The organism is Frankia sp. AgKG'84/4 (genome assembly GCF_023242965.2).
Classification (GTDB): Bacteria; Actinomycetota; Actinomycetes; order Frankiales; family Frankiaceae; genus Frankia.
This window is the reverse complement of sequence record NZ_JALKFU020000247.1, coordinates 1-7,498: the sequence shown is the minus strand read 5'-3', so window position 1 is coordinate 7,498 and position 7,498 is coordinate 1. Positions and strand designations below refer to the sequence as shown.

General features: G+C 72.1%; 8 protein-coding genes. 5 read left to right on the top strand and 3 right to left on the bottom strand.

The genetic code is table 11. The features are described 5' to 3' along the window. Positions 1 to 29 precede the first annotated feature (29 nt). The 3 genes from MXD58_RS15770 to MXD58_RS15760 are packed head-to-tail and all read left to right on the top strand — an operon-like array spanning position 30 to position 3,612. Complete coding sequence (locus tag MXD58_RS15770; RefSeq protein WP_250609455.1) at positions 30 to 2,276, top strand: MMPL family transporter; 2,247 nt, start codon at positions 30 to 32, stop codon at positions 2,274 to 2,276. Positions 2,277 to 2,336: 60 nt separating this feature from the next. Next, on the top strand, positions 2,337 to 2,792 hold the full coding sequence (locus MXD58_RS15765) for a MaoC family dehydratase (RefSeq protein ID WP_248840443.1): 456 nt from the start codon (positions 2,337 to 2,339) through the stop codon (positions 2,790 to 2,792). Between the two features lie 16 nt (positions 2,793 to 2,808). After that, positions 2,809 to 3,612 carry a crotonase/enoyl-CoA hydratase family protein gene (locus MXD58_RS15760; protein WP_248840442.1) on the top strand — a complete coding sequence of 268 codons (804 nt, stop codon included), beginning with the start codon at positions 2,809 to 2,811 and terminating at the stop codon, positions 3,610 to 3,612. Between the two features lie 156 nt (positions 3,613 to 3,768). On the opposite strand, the gene MXD58_RS15755 is transcribed toward MXD58_RS15760, so the two are convergent. Both MXD58_RS15755 and MXD58_RS15750 read right to left on the bottom strand, forming a co-directional pair. Continuing rightward, positions 3,769 to 4,752: a beta-ketoacyl-ACP synthase 3 gene (locus MXD58_RS15755; RefSeq protein WP_248840441.1), complete on the bottom strand. Its 984-nt coding sequence runs from the start codon at positions 4,750 to 4,752 to the stop codon at positions 3,769 to 3,771. A 276-nt stretch (positions 4,753 to 5,028) separates the two neighbouring features. Next, entirely contained in the window at positions 5,029 to 5,748 is a 720-nt protein-coding gene (locus MXD58_RS15750; RefSeq protein ID WP_248840440.1) for a TetR/AcrR family transcriptional regulator, read from the bottom strand. Between the two features lie 433 nt (positions 5,749 to 6,181). Here MXD58_RS15750 and MXD58_RS15745 point away from each other — a divergent pair, with 433 nt between their 5' ends. Continuing rightward, positions 6,182 to 6,397, top strand: a complete 216-nt coding sequence (locus tag MXD58_RS15745) for a hypothetical protein (protein WP_248840439.1) — start codon at positions 6,182 to 6,184, stop codon at positions 6,395 to 6,397. Positions 6,398 to 6,419: 22 nt separating this feature from the next. Then, positions 6,420 to 6,641 carry a hypothetical protein gene (locus MXD58_RS15740; RefSeq protein ID WP_248840438.1) on the top strand — a complete coding sequence of 74 codons (222 nt, stop codon included), beginning with the start codon at positions 6,420 to 6,422 and terminating at the stop codon, positions 6,639 to 6,641. Between the two features lie 14 nt (positions 6,642 to 6,655). Here the strand turns inward: MXD58_RS15740 and MXD58_RS15735 are convergent, their stop codons facing one another. Further along, the gene (locus MXD58_RS15735; protein ID WP_248840437.1) at positions 6,656 to 7,318 is read right to left on the bottom strand and encodes a TetR/AcrR family transcriptional regulator; all 663 of its coding nucleotides are present in this window, start codon (positions 7,316 to 7,318) and stop codon (positions 6,656 to 6,658) included. Positions 7,319 to 7,498 lie beyond the last annotated feature (180 nt).

Sequence of the window (7,498 nt, the reverse complement as noted above, 5' to 3'; positions counted from 1 at the left end):
CTGGGGGCCGGTCCCGCCGGTTATTCGGTATGGGCGCCCGGTGGTTTTGGGCCGCGGGGTTAAGTATTCCGACGGGGAGGGGCGGGAGGCGCCGCCGGCGCCCGCGCGTCGTCTACATCTTCGCGGCGCTCGCCGTCGTCTGGCTGCTGATCGGCCTGGTCGGCGGCGGCTACCAGAGCAAGCTCGGCGACGTCCAGAAGAACGACAACGCGGCGTACCTGCCGAGTTCCGCGGAGTCGACCAAGGTCGACAAGAGTCAGCAGCAGTTCCGCACGCTGCAGACGATCCCCGGCTTCATCGTCTACCAGCGCGAGAGCGGGCTGACCGCCGCCGACAAGGCGAAGATCACCGGTGACGTCCGCAAGCTGGCCGGGATCAAGGGCGTGGACGGCGGCCAGGTCGCCGCGCCGCAGTACGCCCAGGGCGGGAAGGTCGCGAGCATCTCGGTGCCGCTGATCGGCAAGAACGGCGCTGAGGAGGTCAAGGGGCCGGACATCGCCGACGCGGAGAAGGCGGTGCTCGCGGCCGCGCGTGACGGCGCGCCGGCCGGGCTTGCGGTGCACTCCGCCGGGCCGGGTGGCCTGCTCGTGGCGTTCATTGACGCGTTCTCCGGGATCGACGGACTGCTGCTGCTCGCGGCGGGCCTCGTCGTCATCGGCATCCTGCTACTCGTCTACCGCAGCCCGGTGCTGTGGTTCTTCCCGCTGTTCAGCTCGGTGCTCGCGCTCGGTGTCTCCTCGCTGGTCATCTACCCGCTGGCCAAGCACAACGTGCTCACGCTCAATGGGCAGAGCCAGGGGATCCTGTCCGTGCTGGTGATCGGCGCGGGTACCGATTACGCGCTGCTGCTGGTCAGCCGGTACCGCGAGGAGCTGCACACCCACGCTAGCCGGGTCGAGGCGATGATCACGGCCTGGCGAGGTGCCGCTCCGGCGATCTTCGCCTCGGCCGTGACGGTGATCCTCGGCCTGCTGTGCCTGAGCCTCGCCGAGCTCAACTCCACCCGCAGCCTCGGGCCGGTCGCGGCCATCGGGATCGCGGCGACCGGGCTGGTCATGCTGACCTTCCTGCCGGTGTTCCTCGTCATCGCCGGCCGGTGGATCTTCTGGCCCCGGATTCCCCACTTCGACCACCCGGACGACGGCCAGACCGACCTCGCCGGCCACGGCGGGTGGGCCCGCTTCGCCGAGCGACTCGTCGGCCAGGCCCGCGGCGCGTGGATCATCACCGCGGTGGCCCTGCTCGCCTGCGCCGGCCTGCTCACGACGCTGAAGGCCGACGGCCTGTCCTCGACCGACAGCATCCGCGGCAAGCCCGACGCGATCGTCGGGCAGAAGATCTTCGACGCGAACTTCAGTCAGGGTGAGGGCGCGCCCGCGGTCATCATCACCAACACCGCGGCCGTACCCGCGATCATCGACGCCGTCTCGAAGATCGACGGCGTGGCGACTGGTCCCGGCGCCGTGTGCGTCGAGGTCGACTGGGCCAAGGTCGCCAAGCTGGTCAAAGCAGGGCAGCGACCGCCGGCGCCCGGCCGCGACGGCTGCGCCGCCGCGGCCGTGCGTATCGCCCCGGCCAACGGCCGGATCGCGGTGGACGCGAACCTGGTCAACCGCTACGACACGGACGCCGCCTACGACTCGATCAAGGCGATCCGTTCGGCCGTGCACGCGGTCCCGGACGCCGACGCGATCGTCGGTGGCCAGTCCGCGATCAACCTCGACACGCAGTCGGCGTCCCGCCACGACCGCAACCTGATCATCCCGATCGTGCTGGTGGTCATCCTGGTGGTGCTGGGGCTGCTGCTGCGGGCCCTGATCGCGCCGGTGCTGCTCATCGTCACCGTCGTGCTGTCGTTCGCGGCGACGCTCGGCGTCAGCGCGGTGGTGTTCAACCACATCTTCCACTTCGCCAACGCCGATCCGGGCTTCCCACTGTTCGCGTTCATCTTCCTGGTCGCCCTGGGTATCGACTACAACATCTTCCTGATGACCCGGGTGCGAGAGGAGACGCTCACCCACGGCACGCGCCGCGGCATCGTCCGCGGCCTCGCCGTGACCGGTGGCGTGATCACCTCCGCGGGTGTGGTGCTCGCGGGGACGTTCGCGGTTCTCGGGGTGCTGCCGGTGGTCTTCCTCTCCGAGGTGGGCTTCTCGGTGGCCTTCGGCGTGCTGCTTGACACGATCCTGGTCCGCTCGGTGCTCGTGCCGGCTCTCGGCCACGACATCGGCCGGCTGATCTGGTGGCCCTCGAAGCTCGCCCGCGGCGACGCCTGACTCGCTTCCCTACTGGCCCGGTCCGATGCGCGGGCCGGGCCGGTAGGGAAGGATGAGCCCATGACGAAGAGCATCAACGGCGTCGAGGAACTGCGGGCCGTCGCCGGCCAGGAGCTGGGGACGAGCCCCTGGCGTGAGGTGACCCAGGCACAGGTCAACCTGTTCGCCGACGCCACCGACGACCACCAGTGGATCCACGTGGACACCGAGCGGGCGAAGGAAGGCCCGTTCAAGCAGACGATCGCGCACGGGTTCCTCACCCTGTCGCTCGTTCCGGCGCTGCTCGGCGAGGTCGTGAAGTTCAGCGGCTTCAGGCTCGCGCTGAACTACGGCCTGAACAAGGTGCGCTTCCCCACCCCGGTGCCGGTGGGCGCGCGGGTGCGCGGGCACGTGAAGAACCTTTCCGTCGAAGACGTGAAGGGCGGCGTGCAGTCGGTCACCCAGATCACCGTGGAGGTGGAGGGCTCCGCCAAGCCGGCCTGTGTCGCCGAGTTCATCTCGCGGTACGCGGTCTGAGCCGGGCCGCCGGGCGATGACGCCGCTGGTACTCGTCGATATCCGCGACGGCGTCGCGGAGGTCCGGCTCAACCGGCCAGAGAAGATCAACGCGCTGGACCAGGCGATGTTCGTGGCGCTCGCCGAAGCCGGCGAGCGGCTGCGCGGGCAGCCGGCGGTGCGCGTCGTCGTGCTCTCCGGGCAGGGGCGTGGCTTCTGCGCGGGCCTGGACGTCGCGATGTTCGCCGCGCTCGCCGCGGGCGGGTCGGGCGCGCTCGCCGAGGTGCTGGCCACCGACGGGGGGATCACGCATCGCGGCCAGCAGGCCGCGTGGGTCTGGACCGAGCTCGAGGTGCCGGTGATCGCGGCGATTCACGGTCCGTGCCTGGGCGGCGGGCTGCAGATCGCCCTCGGTGCGGACATCAGGATCGTCGCCCCCGATGCCTCGCTCGGCCTGCTCGAGGTCCGCTGGGGCATCATCCCGGACCTGACCGCGAGCCTCACCCTGCCCCAGCTCGTCGGCCCGGACGTGGCGAGGGAGCTGTACTGGACGGGGCGGACGGTCGACGGCACCGAGGCTGTCCGGCTCGGCCTCGCCACCCGGGTGGCGCCCGACCCCCGCGCCGCCGCGCTGGCGCTCGCCACCGAGATCGCGGCCCGCAGCCCGGACGCGGTCCGAGCCGGCAAACGGCTGCTGGCCGGGCCGGCAGCGGGCTCGCCAGCCGAGCAGCTCGCCCGGGAACGCGCGGAGATCACGGCCCTGTTCGGCGGGGCTAACCAGGTCGAGGCGGTCGAGGCGTTCTTCGAGAAGCGGCCCCCGGTCTACCGCGACCCGCCGTAGTCGCCCCGTCTCTAGGCCCTGCGCGCCCATGCGGCGAGGCGGTCCCACAGCGGGACGCGGCTCGGTGCGACGCTGCTGTCGTGGTAAGCGTCGCGCTGTTCGCGAACCGCCGCACGCTCGATCATGGCGACCCGCCCGCGGCGGTCATCCGGCCGGTCAGGGCACGCGGATGACCTGCGCCGCCCAGCTCAGGCCGGCGCCGAAGCCGACGAGCAGGGCGAGATCCCCGGGGGCGACCTCGTGCTCGTCGCGCAGCCGATGCAGGGCGAGCGGGATGGACGCGGCGGAGGTGTTGCCGGTGTCCGCGCCGTCGCGGGCCACGACTGCCCCGGTCGCCCCGAGCCGGGTCGCGATCGTGTCGACAATGCGCAGGTTGGCCTGGTGGGGGATGACGGCCGCGAGATCGGTGGGCTCGACGCCGGCGGCGTCGCAGGCGGCGATGGCGATCGCGGGAATGGTCGTCGTCGCCCAGCGGAACACCGCCTGGCCTTCCATGTGCATCCACTGGGACTTCTCGTCGATGTGGATGAGTTCGGCCGCGGAGCCGTCACTGCCCCACACCACCGGCCCGATGTCACTCGGGTCCCCGGCGCCGAGGACGACCGCGCCGGCACCGTCCCCGAAGATGATCGAGGTGCCGAGGTCGTTCGGGTCGACCCAGGCGGTCATCTTCTCCGCCGCGACGACGACGGCGTGGCGGGCCGAGCCGACCCGGACGGCGGCGGCGGCCGTGGCGACCGCATAGCAGAAGCCGGCGCAGGCCGCGTTGAGGTCGAAGACGTTCGCGCGGTCGGCGCCGAGTTCGGCCGCGACCGAGGCGGCGACACCGCCGAGGCTCCGGTCGACGCTGCAGCTCGCCGCGATGATCAGATCGATGTTCTCGGGCGGGATGCGGCTGTCGAGGACGGCGTCGCGGGCGGCCCGCAGCGCCATGCCGTGCACGGTCTCGTCCGCCGCGGCGATCTGACGGGTGGCGAAACCCGTCCGGGTCTTGATCCATTCGGGGGCGCGGCCGAACCGCTCGCCGAGTTCCTCGTTGCCCAACCGGCCGGTCGGCCGGTAGGCCCCCAGGCCGGTGAGCCGGGCGCCAGCGGTGGGCGGGACGCACCTCGGCGCCTGCGGCGCACCATCGTCTGCCATGGATAGGCCGTCCTTCGTCGCTGCCCCGATCCGACTGGGCAATTGCTCCGCAACATAGCAGATGCTATGAGCCTCGTCGGGTGACACGGCCGACGGCGGAGAGCTGGGAAGTAGGTCGGTCGCGCCGGGCGGCGGGACCCCTGGACGGGCCGCAGGCAGGCGACGAGCGTTCCGTGCGTCTCCCACGTGGGCAATATCGTAGTCCGGTCAGGGCTGATCCCCCGCACGCGCGGCGATACGGGTCGCTCATCGAGCGATTGCGGTGGCGGAGCGAGATCAGGGGGTGGCGCCGGGAGACGGCTCGTCGGTCGGCGTGGCGGCCAGCGCGTCGATCACCGGGACGATCGTGCGCCGCAGATAGGCGCGCAGGCGTTGCTCCGAGGAGGTCCGGGCGCTGTCGAACATCAGCAGGGACAACAGCCAGCGCACCGACGTCTCGACGATCTCGTCCAGGTGCGGTTCCAGCGCCGGGTCGTAGCCGACGACCGGGGCGATGATGGGCCTGGCCGCCGCGATCGCGCGCTCCGACAGGGCCTCCTGGGCGTTCCAGTACCCCGACCCGACCCCCATGATCGGCCGCAGCGCCGGCTCGGCGCGGAACTCGCGGCGCACCGCGACCAGCGCCTCCACCACGAACTCGCTGGCGCAACGGGCGCGGCGCCGAGCGGTCACCACGATCCGCTGGCTGATCTCGACCGCCACGCGCTCCAGCGCCGCCGAGATCAGGTCCTCTCGGGTGTTGAAGTGGGCGTACACGGTTGGCCGCGACACGCCCGCGATCGCGGCGATCGCGGCGATCGATGACCGTTCGACCCCCCGGCGGCGGATGCAGACCGCCGCGGCCTCGAGGATCTTGTCGCGGGCGGGTGTCGACGCACCCGCCCCCAGATCGCCGGCCACCTCCGGCACCCGGCCGGACCAGGGAGCGCGCCGGGACCTCGGTTCGGCCCGGACCCCGCCCGCCGCCGACCCACCAGGCCCCTCGCCGCCGTCCATCCACACCTCCCCGACACATCCCACCCCGACACATCCCACCCCGACACATCCCACCCCGACACCTGCCGCCCGAGTCCGGTACGGCCGACGTCTGCAACGGTTCTGGTGGCCGCGGGCGCGCCGCGAGCATCAGGACCGATCGCCGCTCGTCGCCGCCGCGCCCTGATCGTTCATCTTGACCGCGGCTCGCCCCGAGACGGGAGGCTATCCGCGCTTGGCCCGGCGTCGCCCGGTCGGCGCGCCGCGCTCCGGCCGAGGCGGCACGAATCACCTACGGGTCCCGCCGCCTCACCTACGGGTCCCGCCGCCTCACCTACGGGTCCCGCCGCCTCACGTACGGGTCCCGCCGCCGGGGCGGGCGGGGGCGTGCTTCGAAGGCCCCGGCCGGAGGGCGATAGAACGCCGTACCACCGATTGTCTCGACCCGGTGGAGATGAAGCGGACGGCGGCCCTCGCGCTGGGCGCGACCCACGCGGTGGCCACGATGGCCGAGGCCACCGAGGTCGCCCGCGAGCACAGCAACGGCCAGGGCGCCGACAGCGCGATCCTGTGCGCTGGCACGGTCCGCCCGGAGCACCTCGGCGAGGGCGTCGCGGCGATCCGCAAGGCCGGCTACCTGCGTCGTCGTCGGCCTGAGCGCCTTCGCTGACGACACGAACCCGCCCGTCTCGGTGCGCGAGGTCGGGCTCTACCAGAAGCGGATCCAGGGCTCGCTGTTCGGCGCGTCCAGCCCGTCGAAGGACATCCCGGCGATGCTGGAGCTGTACCGGCAGGGCCGGTTACGCCTCGACGAGCTGATCACCACCCGCTACCGCCTGGATGAGCTCAACGACGGGTACGCCGACCTGCGCGCCGGGCGCAACCTGCGGGGAACCGTCGTGTTCGACCACTGACCGCGCTGAGGACCTCAGCTCGTCCGCTCCTCGGCGGCGACGAGGCCGGCGAGGAAGAACCGGCGGGCCTCGGCCTCATGGCGCCCGGTGCGCTCGGGCGCGACGGACTCGGCGAGCTGGCTGCTGATGGCGAACCCGCGGATCGAGTGGAACAGCGCGCTGCGGGAGGCGTCGTCGGCGTCCGGGCCGAGGGTCTCGGTGAGCAGCCGGGCGATCTCGTCGGCGACACGGCGCTGCTGCTCGGAGAGCGCTTCGAGGGCAGCCGGTGAGGTGTCCGGGTCGTGCTGGAGGTTGAGCATGATCTGAATGCTGGCGAGGTAGATCGGCCGGCCGTAGTGCTCGGCGAGCAGGTCGTAGAGCGACACCACGCGCTGCGCGAGCGTGTCGCCCTCGACGTGACGCTCGCCGAGGGTGCCCAGGAAGCTGTTGTGGAGTTCCTCGACGGCCGCGAGCATCAGCGCCTCACGGGAGCCGAAGTGGTACTGGATCGCGCCCCAGCTGACGCCGGCGCGCCGGGCGATCTCGTTGGTGCTCGCCCGGTAGAAACCGAGTTCGAGGATGCAGGCGACGGCCGCGGAGAGAATCTGCGTGCGCCCGGCCGGATCCTTCGCCACCGCCCGGCGCCGCGAGCGGTCCCGCGGGGCCCGCGCGCCGGCGTTCTCGGCGGTCTCCGCCACGGTGTTCCTCCCAGTCCAACTGCTGGTGACCGATCCTTTCACGACCGTCATCCCCCGGCGATATTGTGCTTCGTCACGTCCGGCGGCGCTCGGGGACAAGGGCGCCGAGGCCAGGGCCGGCCGAGCGGCGATCGACGTCGCCACCGCCGCGTGGAGGCACCCGAGGCCGCGGCGATGCGG